Source organism: Bacillus sp. BK450 (assembly GCF_004364885.1).
Lineage (GTDB): Bacteria > Bacillota > Bacilli > Bacillales > Bacillaceae > Bacillus > Bacillus safensis.
Genome location: NZ_SOBQ01000002.1, coordinates 467,943 through 481,632, shown reverse-complemented (window position 1 = coordinate 481,632; position 13,690 = coordinate 467,943). Strand labels below are relative to the sequence as shown.

15 protein-coding genes are annotated in these 13,690 nt (G+C 42.1%); 14 read left to right on the top strand and 1 reads right to left on the bottom strand.

The annotated features are described in order from the left end of the window. From prmA to mtaB, 3 genes are read left to right on the top strand one after another with little or no spacing between them, the layout of a single operon-like run. Nucleotides 1-936 carry a 50S ribosomal protein L11 methyltransferase gene (gene prmA / locus EV579_RS07680; protein ID WP_024423032.1) on the top strand — a complete coding sequence of 312 codons (936 nt, stop codon included), beginning with the start codon at nucleotides 1-3 and terminating at the stop codon, nucleotides 934-936. Nucleotides 937-959: 23 nt separating this feature from the next. After that, the gene (locus EV579_RS07675; protein ID WP_133744215.1) at nucleotides 960-1,730 is read left to right on the top strand and encodes a 16S rRNA (uracil(1498)-N(3))-methyltransferase; all 771 of its coding nucleotides are present in this window, start codon (nucleotides 960-962) and stop codon (nucleotides 1,728-1,730) included. Continuing rightward, nucleotides 1,730-3,088, top strand: a complete 1,359-nt coding sequence (mtaB, locus tag EV579_RS07670) for a tRNA (N(6)-L-threonylcarbamoyladenosine(37)-C(2))-methylthiotransferase MtaB (RefSeq protein ID WP_073206350.1) — start codon at nucleotides 1,730-1,732, stop codon at nucleotides 3,086-3,088. The genes EV579_RS07675 and mtaB overlap by 1 nt, the downstream gene beginning before the upstream one ends. A gap of 41 nt (nucleotides 3,089-3,129) precedes the next feature. Here the strand turns inward: mtaB and EV579_RS07665 are convergent, their stop codons facing one another. Then, complete coding sequence (locus EV579_RS07665; RefSeq protein WP_076840451.1) at nucleotides 3,130-4,059, bottom strand: Na/Pi symporter; 930 nt, start codon at nucleotides 4,057-4,059, stop codon at nucleotides 3,130-3,132. A 182-nt stretch (nucleotides 4,060-4,241) separates the two neighbouring features. On the opposite strand from EV579_RS07665, the gene rpsU reads away from it, so the two are divergent. The 11 genes from rpsU (at nucleotide 4,242) to EV579_RS07610 (ending at nucleotide 13,603) form a co-directional block, all read left to right on the top strand. After that, nucleotides 4,242-4,415: a 30S ribosomal protein S21 gene (gene rpsU, locus EV579_RS07660; RefSeq protein WP_003152957.1), complete on the top strand. Its 174-nt coding sequence runs from the start codon at nucleotides 4,242-4,244 to the stop codon at nucleotides 4,413-4,415. A 14-nt stretch (nucleotides 4,416-4,429) separates the two neighbouring features. Then, on the top strand, nucleotides 4,430-4,879 hold the full coding sequence (locus EV579_RS07655; protein WP_024423028.1) for a GatB/YqeY domain-containing protein: 450 nt from the start codon (nucleotides 4,430-4,432) through the stop codon (nucleotides 4,877-4,879). A 141-nt stretch (nucleotides 4,880-5,020) separates the two neighbouring features. Continuing rightward, entirely contained in the window at nucleotides 5,021-6,334 is a 1,314-nt protein-coding gene (locus EV579_RS07650; RefSeq protein WP_039180060.1) for an NfeD family protein, read from the top strand. 27 nt (nucleotides 6,335-6,361) lie between these two features. Beyond that, nucleotides 6,362-7,354 (top strand): flotillin-like protein FloA, encoded by a 993-nt coding sequence (floA, locus tag EV579_RS07645; RefSeq protein WP_024423026.1) that lies wholly within the window; start codon nucleotides 6,362-6,364, stop codon nucleotides 7,352-7,354. A gap of 31 nt (nucleotides 7,355-7,385) precedes the next feature. Then, the gene (locus tag EV579_RS07640; RefSeq protein WP_122631104.1) at nucleotides 7,386-7,874 is read left to right on the top strand and encodes a hypothetical protein; all 489 of its coding nucleotides are present in this window, start codon (nucleotides 7,386-7,388) and stop codon (nucleotides 7,872-7,874) included. A 205-nt stretch (nucleotides 7,875-8,079) separates the two neighbouring features. Beyond that, nucleotides 8,080-8,361: a sporulation protein YqfC gene (yqfC, locus tag EV579_RS07635; protein ID WP_012010618.1), complete on the top strand. Its 282-nt coding sequence runs from the start codon at nucleotides 8,080-8,082 to the stop codon at nucleotides 8,359-8,361. An 18-nt stretch (nucleotides 8,362-8,379) separates the two neighbouring features. Beyond that, nucleotides 8,380-9,570, top strand: a complete 1,191-nt coding sequence (gene yqfD, locus EV579_RS07630; RefSeq protein WP_024427959.1) for a sporulation protein YqfD — start codon at nucleotides 8,380-8,382, stop codon at nucleotides 9,568-9,570. Nucleotides 9,571-9,573: 3 nt separating this feature from the next. Then, nucleotides 9,574-10,533: a PhoH family protein gene (locus EV579_RS07625; protein ID WP_024423023.1), complete on the top strand. Its 960-nt coding sequence runs from the start codon at nucleotides 9,574-9,576 to the stop codon at nucleotides 10,531-10,533. A gap of 114 nt (nucleotides 10,534-10,647) precedes the next feature. After that, nucleotides 10,648-12,759: an HD family phosphohydrolase gene (locus EV579_RS07620; protein WP_370880885.1), complete on the top strand. Its 2,112-nt coding sequence runs from the start codon at nucleotides 10,648-10,650 to the stop codon at nucleotides 12,757-12,759. Next, nucleotides 12,760-13,239: an rRNA maturation RNase YbeY gene (gene ybeY / locus EV579_RS07615; protein ID WP_133744214.1), complete on the top strand. Its 480-nt coding sequence runs from the start codon at nucleotides 12,760-12,762 to the stop codon at nucleotides 13,237-13,239. Continuing rightward, entirely contained in the window at nucleotides 13,217-13,603 is a 387-nt protein-coding gene (locus EV579_RS07610) for a diacylglycerol kinase family protein (RefSeq protein WP_024423020.1), read from the top strand. The genes ybeY and EV579_RS07610 overlap by 23 nt, the downstream gene beginning before the upstream one ends. Nucleotides 13,604-13,690 lie beyond the last annotated feature (87 nt).

The following is a 13,690-nucleotide window of genomic DNA, read 5'->3' as shown; positions in this document are numbered from 1 at the left end:
TTGAAGTGGTCAGAAATTAGCGTCCATACAACAAATGAAGCGGTGGAACCGATCACCAATATTTTGCATGAAGCAGGTGCAAGTGGTGTCGTGATTGAGGACCCGCTTGATTTAGTCAAGGAACGTGAAAATGTATACGGTGAGATCTACCAGCTCGATCCGAATGACTATCCGGATGAAGGTGTCATTGTGAAAGCCTATCTTCCAATGAACAGCTTTTTGATGGAAACGGTAGATGAGATCAAAGAAGCCATCAACAATCTTCTTCTATACGATATTGACCTTGGACGCAATACACTGTCAATTTGTGAAGTAAATGAAGAAGAATGGGCCACCGCCTGGAAGAAATACTATCATCCTGTGAAAATCTCTGAAAAATTCACCATCGTTCCAACGTGGGAAGAATATACACCGGTTCATTCTGATGAACTGATTATTGAAATGGATCCTGGAATGGCATTTGGAACAGGTACGCATCCAACAACCGTCCTTTGCATTCAGGCGCTTGAGCGCTACGTGAAGGAAAACGATACGGTGATTGATGTTGGAACAGGCTCTGGAATTTTAAGTGTGGCAGCAGCGATGCTTGGTGCAAAGGACATTCAAGCCTTTGATCTCGACACCGTTGCGGTAGAAAGTGCGAAGCAAAACATCGAACTAAATGGTGTAAGTGACCAAGTGACGGTCAAACAAAACAATTTGCTTGATGGAATTTCAGGTGAGCGTGATGTGATTGTCGCCAACATTCTGGCAGAAGTGATTTTGCGCTTTACAGATCAAGCCTATGACCTATTGAAGAAAGATGGCTATTTCATTACATCAGGCATCATTGGACAAAAGAAATTACAGGTCAAAACAGCATTAGAAGAAGCAGGTTTTGACATTGTTGAAGTGCTGTCAATGGAAGATTGGGTCAGCATTATAGCGAAAAAATAAAGCGAGTAGGTGTCAGGACACGTATGCAACGATATTTTATCGACCTCACGAAAGAAGAAGTGACGTTAAAGGGAGCCATCGTTATAAAAGGTGAAGATGTACATCATCTTTCCAATGTCATGCGGATGAAAGTAGGGCAGGAAATCCTTTGTTTAACGACAGACGGCTTTGAAGCGCTCAGTAAAATTGATACAATAACAAAGGAAGAAGTGATTTGTCACCTTGAAAGCTGGACAAATCAGGACAGAGAACTTCCGATTAAGGTGACGATTGCAAGCGGTCTTCCAAAAGGAGATAAGCTTGAGCTCATTATCCAAAAAGGCACAGAGCTTGGCGCAAGTGCTTTTATCCCGTTTCAAGCGGCTCGTTCTATTACAAAGCTTGACCAAAAAAAGTCACATAAAAAACGAGAGCGCTGGGAGAAAATCGCGAAAGAAGCAGCCGAGCAGTCCTACCGGAATATCATTCCCCGTGTTTATTCAGTATCAACGTTTAAAGAGCTGACGCAATTAGCTGGTGAATTCGATAAATGTGTCGTTGCATACGAAGAATCATCGAAAGAAGGAGAGCAAAGCCGCTTTCAAACTGTGCTTCAACAGATGAAAGGCGGACAAACCTTGCTAGTGGTTTTTGGCCCTGAAGGCGGTTTGGCAGAAAAGGAGATTGAAGAGCTTGAAACGCTTGGTGCAGTCATTTGCGGGCTTGGACCACGCATTTTAAGAACAGAAACTGCTCCTTTATATGCGCTTTCTGCTATATCTTATCAAACAGAGTTATTAAGAGGTGAATCATGATGGGAACAGTAGCGTTCCATACACTTGGCTGTAAGGTCAACCACTATGAAACAGAGGCGATCTGGCAGCTGTTTAAAGAAGCTGGCTATGAAAGAAAAGAGTATGAATCAAAAGCAGACGTATATGTCATTAATACATGTACGGTCACGAATACAGGCGATAAGAAAAGCCGTCAAGTCATTAGAAGAGCCATTCGTCATAACCCGGATGGTGTCATTTGTGTAACAGGCTGCTATGCGCAAACATCACCAGCAGAAATCATGGCGATTCCTGGTGTTGATATTGTGGTTGGAACACAGGACAGACATAAATTACTAGGCTATATTGAAGAATACCGCAGAGAAAGACAGCCGATCAACGGGGTTGGCAATATCATGAAAGCACGTGTGTTTGAAGAACTTGATGTTCCTGCCTTCACAGACAGAACGCGCGCTTCATTAAAAATCCAAGAAGGCTGTAACAATTTCTGTACATTCTGCATTATTCCTTGGGCGCGCGGCCTTCTTCGTTCTCGTGATCCAGAAGAGGTCATCAATCAAGCGCAGCAGCTTGTTGATGCGGGCTATAAAGAAATTGTGCTTACAGGTATTCACACAGGCGGATACGGAGAAGACTTAAAGGATTATAACTTTGCAAAGCTTTTAAAAGAATTAGATAAACGTGTTATTGGCTTGAAACGAATCCGTATTTCATCTATTGAAGCAAGTCAAATTACAGATGAAGTGATTGAAGTGCTTGATCAGTCAGATAAAATCGTCAGACACTTACACATCCCGCTTCAATCTGGCTCAAATACTGTGCTAAAAAGAATGCGCCGTAAATATACGATGGAATTCTTTGCAGAGCGTTTAACAAAGCTGAAAAAAGCATTGCCAGGACTTGCTGTCACCTCTGATGTAATCGTTGGATTCCCTGGGGAAACAGAAGAAGAGTTCTTGGAAACGTACAATTTTGTCAAAGACCATCAATTCTCTGAGCTGCACGTATTCCCTTACAGCAAACGTACAGGTACCCCGGCTGCAAGAATGGAAGATCAAGTGGATGAGAATGTGAAAAACGAACGTGTCCACCGTTTGATCGCTCTTTCTGACCAGCTTGCGAAAGAGTATGCATCAGCATACGAAGGTGATGTGCTAGAGATTATTCCGGAAGAATCCTTCAAAGAACAAGAAGGAAACCACAATCTTTATGTTGGTTATACAGATAACTACATGAAAGTTGTTTTTGAAGGGACAGAGGACATGATCGGCCGTCTGGTCAAAGTGAAAATTACGAAAGCGGGCTATCCTTATAACGAAGGACAATTCGTTCGCATCAGCGATGATGTGCAGCCAGACAAAGTGAGAATGACCTCATAATAGATAAAAAACCGGCAGCCAAAAGGGCAAGCCGGTTTCTTTTATTTTGACTGATTCGGCATGAGACACAAGATCAATGCGTGAAAAGGGCGAATGAACGGAAAGAAGAGGAGAGAGCTTGCCACATTAAACAGCAGGCTGAAATGCGCAATCTGCTGGGCGGGAGAGCTTGCGAGAAGGGCGACAACCTCTGTGATCAGGGCGAGAAACGGCAGGCATAAAAGAACCCCAAGCACATTAAACACGACGTGTGCATAAGCCGTTTGACGTGCTGCGTAGCCGCCAGATATCGCAGCCATCACAGCCGTAATACATGTCCCAATATTGGACCCCAACACAAAGCTGATACCTTCCTGAAGTGCCACAGTTCCCTCATTCATAAATCCCATTAAAATACCGATACAGACGGAGCTCGAATGAACAATTGCTGTGAAAATGGTACCCGAAAGCAGCGCTGTCCAGTCTGAATGCTGCATCATTTCAAGAAAACGCAATGTCTCAGGCTGGCTTGTCATCATCCCTGCAATTTTTGAAAAGCCTTGTATGCAAAAAAAGATCATCCCGAGCCCAAATAAACTTTTTCCTGCATGTCTAAAAGATGTCCTGCCAAAAAGGATAAATACAAGACCGGCTATGATCAAAACCCACATGAACACGTCCATTTTAATGGCGATAAATTCTGTCGTAAACGTGGAGCCGATATTGGTTCCAAGGATCATTGGGATCGATTTTTTAAAAGAGAGAATGCCAGTACTGACAAAGCCAATGACGATAACCATAAAAGCAGAACTGCTTTGTAGAACCCCTGTAAACACAATGCTGACCAAGAATGCTTTGACCGGGTGATCTGTAAAGAGAAGAAGTGATTTCTCAATACGAGACGACGCAAGCGCCATTAATCCTTTTCTCAGCAAGCCCATTGACCATAAAAAAATGAAAATAAGTGCACAAAAATAAATGATCGCCATCATAGAAAAGTCCTCCTCTTACCAATGAATATATGGACTTGTCTACCTGCTCATGACGAAAATATATTTCCAAATCACTTAGTTGACCTCACACTGGGCTTATATTATAATGTCTAGGTACATGTTTTGCATGTATATCTTTTTTTAATGCAGTCGATTGGTGTATTCGGAGGGAGGGAAAGAGAATGTCAAAAACGGTCGTTAGAAAAAACGAATCGCTTGAAGATGCTCTTCGTCGCTTTAAACGCAGTGTATCCAAAACTGGAACATTGCAAGAAGCAAGAAAGCGTGAATTTTATGAAAAGCCTAGCGTAAAGCGCAAGAAAAAGTCTGAAGCTGCTAGAAAACGTAAATTCTAAAGAGGGTGGATTTTATGAGTCTTCTTGAGCAATTAAATTCTGATATGAAGCTTATGATGAAAAACCGTGAGAAAGACAAGCTTGTTGTCATTCGTATGGTAAAGGCTTCGCTGCAAAATGAAGCAATTAAGCTTAAGAAAGACAGTTTGACCGGCGATGAGGAACTAACCGTCCTTTCCCGCGAGATTAAGCAACGTAAAGACTCCCTCCATGAATTTTCGAAAGCTAATCGCTTAGATTTAGTAGATAAAGTTCAAAAAGAGATTGACATATTAGACGTTTATTTACCTGAACAGCTTTCTGAAGAAGAACTGCAAACGATCGTGAAAGAAACGATTACTGAAACAGGTGCTTCCTCGAAGGCTGATATGGGTAAAGTCATGAGCGCTATTATGCCAAAAGTAAAAGGTAAAGCTGATGGAGCTGTCATTAACAGACTTGTCAGCGAGCAGCTGTCTCAATAAAAAAGTATCCTTCTATTGTTAGAAGGGTACTTTTTTTATGCCCTCGTGATTCTGTCATATAAAAATGAAACCTATGATACATTTGTAACGTATGTAAAGGAACAGTAAAATGGAAGAAAGAGAGGAGGGATCACCAAATAGATGAAAAAAATAAAAATTTCTATTGCTCTCTTCAGTTGTTTTATAATATGCTTGTTATTAGGGGTTCAATTGACCGCGAAATCAGCAGATCAGAAAGTTCATGTTATCCCAATTGAAGATACAGTAGAAAAAGGACTTTCTAAATTCATTGAACGATCGTTTGAGCAGGCAAAGTCGGAGCGGGCGAAGCATATTATTCTCGACATCAATACACCGGGTGGTGCAGTCGATGCAGCGCTTGAGATCGCAGATACGATTCGTGCTTCCGATATCCCAGTGACAGCGTTTGTCAATCATAGAGCGCTTTCAGCCGGGGCCTTCATCGCGCTAAATGCCGATCAAATTTATATGACCCCGAATGGAAAGATGGGGGCTGCTGCGATCATCGATGGAGAAGGCAATGCTGCCGATCAAAAATCTGAATCTCTATGGCTTGCTGAAATGAGTGATGCTGCCGAAAAGCAGGGGCGTGATCCAAAGTATGCTCTTGCCATGGCGGATATAGATATAGACGCAAAAGAAGCCGGTGCACCAAAAGGAGAATTGCTCACCTTCAACACAGACCGGGCGCTTAAATTCGGTTATGCAGAAGGAGAAGCAAAAAATATGGATGACTTGCTTCAGAAGCTGAAATTAAAAGATGCTTCTGTTCAATACGATGAAGTGAGCTTTGCTGAAAAGGTTGCGCGTTTTCTTACGCACCCAATTGTCATTCCAATCCTTTTATCCATTGCAAGTTTAGGGTTAGTTGTTGAGCTCTATTCTCCTGGCTTTGGGGTCCCGGGCACCATGGGAGTGACAGCGCTTCTTCTATTCTTTTATGGTCATCTCGTGGCAGGTTTTGCAGGATATGAGACGTTATTCCTGTTTTTAGCAGGGATTGCACTCATTATTCTGGAATTGTTTTTGCCAGGGGGAATCGTAGGTGTCATTGGACTGATCTGTGTCGTTGTCAGCTTATTTTTAGCAGCTGGAAGCTTTACAGAAATGGCGATTTCCATCTTGATTGCCACTGCTGTTTCAATCATAGCAGTTATTTTATTGACAAAGGTGTTGGGGAAACGTATGAAATTCTTTAAAAAGTTCATTTTAACCGATTCAACCAATAAGGAAAGCGGTTATGTCTCAAATGAAACAAGAGAGGATCTTGTTGGGCAAATCGCAGTGACAGCCACTGCACTTCGTCCATCTGGTACGATCGTACTCGGAGATGAGCGCATTGATGTGGTGTCAGAAGGTGCATTTATCGATAAAGATGAACAAGTAAAAATTGTGAAAGCGGAAGGCTCACGCATTGTCGTGAGGAAAGTATAGATATACTGATTTTAGAGGAGGAATAAAATGGATCCATCTACTTTACTATTATTTGTGATTATCGCAGCAGGTTTGATTGTTCTATCGATCTTTTTCACCTTTGTACCGGTGATGCTGTGGATTTCTGCCCTAGCGGCTGGCGTAAAAGTGAGCATTTTTACACTTGTAGGAATGAGACTGCGCCGAGTGATTCCAAACCGAGTGGTCAACCCGCTCATCAAAGCACATAAAGCAGGTCTTGATGTGACGATTAACCAGCTGGAGAGCCACTATCTTGCAGGTGGTAACGTGGACCGAGTGGTGAACGCATTAATTGCAGCTCAACGCGCGAATATCGAATTGAACTTTGCCCGCTGTGCAGCCATCGACCTAGCAGGCCGTGACGTACTAGAAGCAGTTCAAATGAGTGTAAATCCTAAAGTCATTGAAACACCATTTATCTCTGGTGTTGCGATGGACGGGATTGAAGTCAAAGCAAAAGCACGTATTACCGTTCGTGCAAACATCGACCGACTTGTCGGTGGTGCAGGGGAAGAAACAATTATTGCCCGTGTAGGTGAAGGGATTGTCTCTACAATCGGTTCATCAGATAATCATAAAAAGGTTCTTGAGAATCCTGATATGATTTCTCAAACGGTTCTTGGTAAAGGATTAGATTCAGGTACTGCATTTGAAATTCTCTCGATTGATATCGCAGATGTTGATATCGGTAAGAACATCGGGGCAATTCTGCAAACAGACCAAGCAGAAGCAGACAAAAACATTGCACAGGCGAAAGCAGAAGAACGCCGCGCAATGGCTGTTGCACAAGAACAAGAGATGCGTGCGAAAGTTGAAGAAATGCGCGCGAAAGTCGTAGAAGCAGAGGCTGAAGTACCACTTGCAATGGCTGAAGCATTACGTGAAGGCAATATTGGTGTCATGGACTACATGAACATTAAGAATATCGATGCTGATACGGATATGAGAGATTCATTTGGCAAAATGACAAAAGGTCCATCTGATAATGAAAACAAATAAGCATCCTCTCACGCTTTAAGGAGGGAGCCCATTGGACATTCTATTTGAAAATCCGCTACTAATTGCGATTATCATCGGTATCATCTCTGCCGTCTTTGGGAAGATCGGTAAACAAGAGGAGAACGAAGAGCAGAATCAGCAAAAGAAGCCCGCTCCTCAGCGTAAGCAGGTGCCCCAAAAGCAAACAAGTCCAGATCCAGTCGTGACTGATCAGCTGGACGATTTCGGCGATGTACATGATCATGGCGGGATGAAGAAAAAAATTTCTCAGTCCTTACAAGATCGCTATACGGCTACACTTGCCGAAATGGAAGAAAGAAAAAACGAGCTGAACAAAGAGTTCCAATCGCTTGAAAGAGAGCTGACAAGGCCAAAGGCTGCATCTGCTGAAATGAGGCCAAAATTCATTGAGAAGGTGAACCAAGATACAATTGTTCAAGGAATGATCCTTGGAGAAGTATTTGGAGAGCCGCGCGCGAAAAAGCCGCACAGAACGATGAAACGGCCATATAAAAGATAAAGAAGAAAGCCCCCTTTTTCATAAAGGGGGCTTTTTTTGCCTGAGGACGATTTTACTTAAGGAAAATCCTTAAAAGGCTATTTTACGGGATTCATTAGCATGATATGAACCCCTGAGGAATAGGATGATACAGAGGCTTTCTCATCAGTCTCACCATCTTTCAGTTTGATCTCATACACATGAGGTGGGAAGGGGTTCTTATTGAATGGGAAAAAGAAAAAATCGACTTAAAGCATGGCTGACAAGAACACTTGAAATCCCTCCAGACGTGATGATGGATCTTCCCCGTATTACGATGGTTGGCAGACTCCACATTTACATAGAGAACCATAAAGGGCTTTTGCTTTTCAGTGATCAAGAGGTAAGGCTGATGCTCAAACAGGGACAATGCATTATTTCAGGGAAAGATTTTGTGATTAAAACGATTTTGCCAGAAGAGATTTTATTGGAAGGGAAAATCGATGAGGTCCGTTATATTGATTCTTAACTGACGGAGGGGAGAAGCGTGAAGAATAAATGGTTCGCCTATTTTATTGGCAGAGTGGAAGTGGAGATCAAAGGAAATGGCATTGAGCGGCTTATTAATGAGTGCACGAGGCAGGGGATCACAATGTTTCAAGTGAGCCGCCGTCAAGACAGCGTGCGCTTATTTATTCGCTTATCAGATGTACATGCCTTCAGAAAGGTACGTAGACATCATGACGTGACATGTTCATTTCATCAAAAAAAGGGCTTTCCATTTCTACTCCTATGGTCAAGGAAGAATATCGGATTTACCCTTGGGATTGTATGCTTTCTAGTGACGATATTGGCGCTTTCAAACATGGTATGGAAAATTGATATTAAAGGAGCCAATCCAGAAACTGAACATCAAATGAGAAAGCATTTAGACGACATCGGGGTGCAAAAAGGACGTTTTCAGTTTCTAATGGGAACACCTGAAAAAATTCAAAAATCCCTGACAACCAATATTCCAAGCATCACATGGGTCGGTGTAGAACTAAACGGCACAACCTTTCAAATGAAAGTTGTGGAAAAAAATGAACCCGAAAAAGAAAAATACACGAGTCCTCAGCATATCGTTGCCAAGAAAAAGGCTGTCATCACGAGAATGTATGTAGAAAAAGGAGAGCCGCTCGCCGCGGTTGATGAACATGTAAAGAAAGGACAGATGCTTGTCTCTGGACTTATTGGCAGCGAAGATCAGCAAAAAACGGTAGGAGCCAAAGCGAAAATCTATGGTGAAACGTGGTATCGGTCTGAAGTTTCTGTCCCTCTTCGAACATCTTTTGACGTCTTTACGGGTAAAATGAAGACAAAGCACAAGCTCTCCGCATTTGGAGGCTCACTGCCATTTTGGGGCTTTTCTTTTAAAAAGGATGATTTTAAGCAGCCAAAAACAGAAACAGAAGTTCATCCGCTTCATTTCTTAAACATGCAGCTCCCGTTCTCTTATGAAAAGGAAATCACACGCGAAAGTGAGAAAATAAATCGAGAATACACAAATAAAGAAGCGGTTCAAGCAGGGATTAAAATGGGTAAAAAAGAATTAGAAGAGAAGCTAGGTCAAACAGGAGAGGTGAAAAGTGAAAAAGTTTTGCACGAGACAACAGGGAATGGTAAAGTTAAGTTAATCATCCTTTACCAAGTAATAGAAGATATTGTTCAACCAACACCTATTGTTCAGGGAGACTAGAGAATGACAGAACATTTACTTGAGATTCAACAAAAATTGGATAGCCCAAACGAAGCGATTGCTTTATTTGGCAATCAAGATGCTTATCTGAAACTAATGGAAAACGAGCTGAACGTCTCCATTATTACGCGTGGAGAAAAAGTGTATGTTTCTGGTGAGGAAGCATCAAGAGATACAGTAAGCCGTTTGATCACATCTCTTTTACATCTCATCCGTAAAGGAATCGAGATATCTGAACGGGATGTCGTTTATGCCATTAAAATGGCGCAAAAAAACAAGCTGAATTATTTTGAAAATATGTATGAAGATGAAATTACGAAAAATGCCAAAGGAAAATCGATCAGGGTGAAAACAATCGGCCAGCGGGAATATGCTGCGGCGATGAAAAAAGATGACCTGGTCTTTGGAATTGGACCCGCTGGTACAGGGAAGACGTATTTGGCAGTTGTCAATGCGGTCCATTCACTGAAAAATGGACATGTAAAACGGATTATCCTGACAAGACCAGCTGTTGAAGCAGGAGAGAGTCTTGGTTTTTTACCAGGTGATCTAAAGGAAAAAGTAGATCCTTATTTAAGACCACTATATGATGCCCTGCATGATGTGCTTGGCAGTGATCATACGGAACGTTTAATCGAGCGCGGCGTGATTGAAATAGCGCCCCTTGCCTATATGAGAGGCCGGACGCTTGATGATGCATTTGTGATTTTAGATGAAGCGCAGAATACAACACCTGCCCAAATGAAAATGTTTTTGACGAGACTTGGGTTTGGCTCTAAAATGGTCATTACAGGAGATATTACACAGATCGATCTGCCAAAGGGCATGCAGTCAGGTCTTGCGGCTGCAAAGGACATGCTTGCAGAGATCAAGGGCATCTCATTTATTGAATTAGACCAGACAGATGTGGTCAGACACCCGCTTGTGGCGAAGATCATTGGCGCATACGAAAAGCAAAAATGAACTGAGTGACCCGATCGTCTTCATCGGGTCATTTTGTTTCGATCGTGGTTTAAAGTAAAAAAGGAGGTACTTTCCTTGAGAAAGAATCAAAAAGGCAGTAAGCGCAAAAGAATGCTGTCTAAAAAAGAACCTCAGAAAATGGAGCGCTCACGTTATTTAAATGTTTTGCTGTACGCTGGTTTAGCAGCCATTTTATTCGTGGTGCTCTTCTTCCATGTAAAGCCTGAATCGCTCGACTTAGATTTATTTTCAGTGAGCGAACAGACCATCTATTCTCCGTCAACCGTTGATGATCAAGAAGCGACAGAAGAAAAGAAACAAGAAGCAACAGATCAGGTAGAAGATCAATATACGCTCAAAAAAGCGTATTCTGATAATCGCGTAGACCTCATCTCATCCCTCTTTGAAGCCATTAAAGAAGAGAAGAAAGCAGCTGATGATAAAGAGAACGCGCCATCAGATCAAGAAATGGTCAAGCGTGTCAAAGAAAAGCTCACAACAGATATGCAGGAGGCTGTTTCGGATCAATCCATCAAAGCACTGCTCCAGGCAAGTGATGAAAATCTCTCATTTACTAAGGATTCCATCATCACAGTGGTGAATTCACTGATGAGTAAAGAAATCACAGCAGCGAAATTACAAGATGAGAAAAAACAAGTCAAAACAGAGCTTAAAAACAATTCAATTCCATCAAAATACTTAAATGCAGCGACAGAAATCGGTGAATTTGCGATCATTCCAAACTATGTATTTGACCCAGTGGCAACAGAAAAGAAAAGACAGGAAGCGGCTGACAATATTCAGCCTGTGCAAATTAAGCAGGGGCAAATCTTAGTTGAAGAAGGAGAGCTCATCGACCGGGAAGTTTATCGCAAATTAGAACTGACGGGTCTGTTAAACAGCTCAAATTTATTTAAGCCTGTAAGTGGTCTTCTCATATTAATTGGACTTTTCTTAGCAGCGATTATTCATTCCCTTGAATCGAGGAAAAAATCGCTTGTCCATAAGAATAAGTCATTACTGCTTTACTCGCTTATTTTCACGATTATATTAATTATCATGGAAGTGTTCAGCCTCTTCCAGGAAACGAAGTATACGACGATAGGCTATGTCGTGCCAGTGGCACTTGGCACGATGCTGATCAAGCTGCTCATTAATGAGCGGTTAGCGATCTTCTCCGGTCTTGTATTTGCTCTTTGCGGCAGTATGATGTTTAATCAAGGAGTAACCGGCGTCTTTAACTATGTGATCTGCGCTTATTATCTTGTGAGCGGGATGGCTGGTATTTTATTTTTAAGAAAACATAATGCAAGATCAAAAATATTGCAGGCCGGGCTTTTGGTGGCTTTGGTGAATGTACTTGTAGTTTTATCTATTACACTGATCCAAAACTCTTCACCATCAGGGCTTGAAATTGGTGTGAACCTCATGATGGCGATTGTGTCAGGGTTTGCATCATCTATCTTGGTCATTGGGTTAATGCCTGTTTTTGAGAGCATGTTTGGTATTCTTTCCACAATGAAACTGATTGAATTATCCAATCCAAATCATCCGCTGCTCAAAAAGATTTTAACCGAGACACCAGGTACATATCATCATAGTGTCATGGTGGCGAATTTAGCGGATGCCGCATGTGAAGCAGTCGGCGCAAATGGTCTTTTAGCAAGGGTCGGCGCTTATTATCATGACATTGGGAAAACGAAAAGACCGCAATACTTTATCGAAAACCAAATGAACATTGATAATCCGCATGACAAGCTTTCTCCTCAGCTGAGTAAAAATATTATTATTGCCCATACGACAGATGGCGCTGATATGCTGAGAGAAAAGAAGTTTCCTGAAGAACTTGTCGACATTGCCGAACAGCATCACGGGAAGTCTCTTTTAAAGTTCTTTTACTATAAGGCGAAAGAGCGTGATGATCAGGTGACAGAAGAAGAATTCCGTTACCCTGGTCCAAAGCCGCAGTCAAAAGAAGCAGCGATTATTTCTGTGGCTGACAGCGTTGAAGCGGCGGTTCGTTCCATGCATAATCCAAATCCAGAGCGGATTGAAAAGCTTGTCAAAGGCATTATTTCAGATAAAATGCAGGACGGGCAATTTAGTGAATGTGACCTCACATTTAAAGAATTAAATATTATCAGCCAAACGATTTGTACAACATTAAAGGGGATTTTCCATTCTCGGATTGAATATCCAGATGCCCCGAAGCAGAAGGTGAAGTAAATGACATTGTTAATCGATTTAATAGATGAAACAGGACAAGTATCGAAAGAGCAGCTTGAAGAAGTGGAAAAGTTTCTTCAGTTTGCTGCAGACGAACTTGAGGTCAAGGAGCAAGCGGAAGTGTCAGTGACGATCGTTTCGAATGAAGAGATTCATCAAATCAATAAAGAATACCGCGGAAAAGACGCACCAACGGATGTGATCTCCTTTGCACTTGAGGAAGAAGGAGAAGGGGAGATTGAAATCATAGGAGCGGATGATATCCCGCCTGTACTTGGTGACATTATCATTAGTGTGGATCGAACGAAAGAGCAGGCAGAGGAATATGGACATTCCTTTATGAGAGAGCTTGGATTCTTAACGATTCATGGCTTCCTCCATTTGCTCGGGTACGATCATATGACAGAGGAAGATGAAAAAGAAATGTTCGCCAAACAGACAAAAATTTTGGATGATTATGGCCTTTCGAGATCATCGTAAGAAAAGAAGGCCGCTCGCCCGTTTTTTTCGGAGTTTTTACTATGCATTTAGAGGAATATGGCGAACTTTCTTGAATGAACGGAATTTTCGATTTCACACAGTCGCAGCCATCATCGTGGTGATCTGCGGCTTTTGGTTCCGCATTGACCCATTTGAATGGCTGATCGTTCTTCTTCTTTGCGGGGGGATGTTTGCGCTTGAACTTGTCAATACAGCCATTGAACATACAGTGGATCTGATGACAGAAGAAAGACACCCGCTTGCAGAGAGAGCGAAGGACGCTGCGGCAGGCGCTGTTTGCGTTTACGCCGCGATTTCGGTTATGATTGGGTTGATCATCTTCTTACCGAAGATCATGCAATAGAACAATATTACTATTTATTAACATTTTTAGAAATGGGCGTGAAAATGTCACGTGAATTATGTAAAATATAAATGTGACAGTGGTACC

Excerpts from the sequence above, each read along its gene's own strand:
- EV579_RS07625 (WP_024423023.1), top strand. The coding sequence starts at position 9,574 with ATGACAGAACATTTACTTGAGATTCAACAAAAATTGGATAGCCCAAAC.
- EV579_RS07655 (WP_024423028.1), top strand. The coding sequence starts at position 4,430 with ATGAGTCTTCTTGAGCAATTAAATTCTGATATGAAGCTTATGATGAAA.
- floA (WP_024423026.1), top strand. The coding sequence starts at position 6,362 with ATGGATCCATCTACTTTACTATTATTTGTGATTATCGCAGCAGGTTTG.
- ybeY (WP_133744214.1), top strand. The coding sequence starts at position 12,760 with ATGACATTGTTAATCGATTTAATAGATGAAACAGGACAAGTATCGAAA.
- EV579_RS07675 (WP_133744215.1), top strand. The coding sequence starts at position 960 with ATGCAACGATATTTTATCGACCTCACGAAAGAAGAAGTGACGTTAAAG.
- EV579_RS07665 (WP_076840451.1), bottom strand. The coding sequence starts at position 4,059 with ATGATGGCGATCATTTATTTTTGTGCACTTATTTTCATTTTTTTATGG.
- EV579_RS07650 (WP_039180060.1), top strand. The coding sequence starts at position 5,021 with ATGAAAAAAATAAAAATTTCTATTGCTCTCTTCAGTTGTTTTATAATA.
- yqfC (WP_012010618.1), top strand. The coding sequence starts at position 8,080 with ATGGGAAAAAGAAAAAATCGACTTAAAGCATGGCTGACAAGAACACTT.
- rpsU (WP_003152957.1), top strand. The coding sequence starts at position 4,242 with ATGTCAAAAACGGTCGTTAGAAAAAACGAATCGCTTGAAGATGCTCTT.
- EV579_RS07610 (WP_024423020.1), top strand. The coding sequence starts at position 13,217 with ATGGCCTTTCGAGATCATCGTAAGAAAAGAAGGCCGCTCGCCCGTTTT.
- mtaB (WP_073206350.1), top strand. The coding sequence starts at position 1,730 with ATGGGAACAGTAGCGTTCCATACACTTGGCTGTAAGGTCAACCACTAT.